Source organism: Halochromatium sp. NSM3 (genome assembly GCF_059621085.1).
Genome location: NZ_JCAQIA010000096.1, coordinates 1 through 656, shown reverse-complemented (window position 1 = coordinate 656; position 656 = coordinate 1). Strand labels below are relative to the sequence as shown.

Sequence of the window (656 nt, the reverse complement as noted above, 5' to 3'; positions counted from 1 at the left end):
AACCATCCCCCGGCAAAGCCGGGGGCTTTGAATGCGTGAGCCGCTCAAAGCGGCAAGGGGACGCTAACGCGGCCCCACGGATTGGGTACCGCCTAAAGGCGGCCGGTCAGCTCTAAAACTGGAGCTGGTCGAGGCGTTGATCCTCTTTCTCTTGGTGGCGAATGTACGCGCGGATGACCGCTTCGTCTCGTCCAACCGTGGAGACAAAATAGCCACGCGCCCAAAAGTGCTGCCCACCGAAGTTACGTTTGCGCTCCCCATAGACCCGTGCCACGTGGATGGCGCTCTTCCCCTTGATGTAGCCCACCACCTGGGAGACGGCATGCTTTGGTGGGATCGAGATCAGCATGTGAACGTGGTCAGCCATCAGGTGACCGTCCTCGATGCGGCTATCTTTGTGTCGGGCCAGTTCGTGAAACACCTCTCCCAGAGGCTGCCTCAGCTGACCGTACAGTGTGCGACGGCGGTATTTTAGAATGAAAACAACGTGATATTTGCACTCCCACTTGGAGTGACTTAGGCTCTCAATCTTGTCCATCGGGACTCTCCAACATCGTGTGCTTGGCGGCTCACGATCGGAGTGTCCCTGATGGACTTCCGTAAATGTCAAACTGCTACTGTCACCCCGGCAGAGCCGGGGGATTACCTGGTTTATT

The 656-nt window shown here is 57.3% G+C and carries 1 protein-coding gene; it reads right to left on the bottom strand.

From position 1 onward, the window contains the following. Window positions 1–112: 112 nt before the first annotated feature. Window positions 113–538, bottom strand: coding sequence for an IS200/IS605 family transposase (gene tnpA, locus AC54T3_RS17460; RefSeq protein ID WP_496626580.1), 426 nt, complete (start codon window positions 536–538; stop codon window positions 113–115). Between the last annotated feature and the right edge of the window lie 118 nt (window positions 539–656).

What these genes read in the sequence shown, in the direction of transcription:
- tnpA (WP_496626580.1), bottom strand. Translation starts at nt 538, where the DNA reads ATGGACAAGATTGAGAGCCTAAGTCACTCCAAGTGGGAGTGCAAATAT.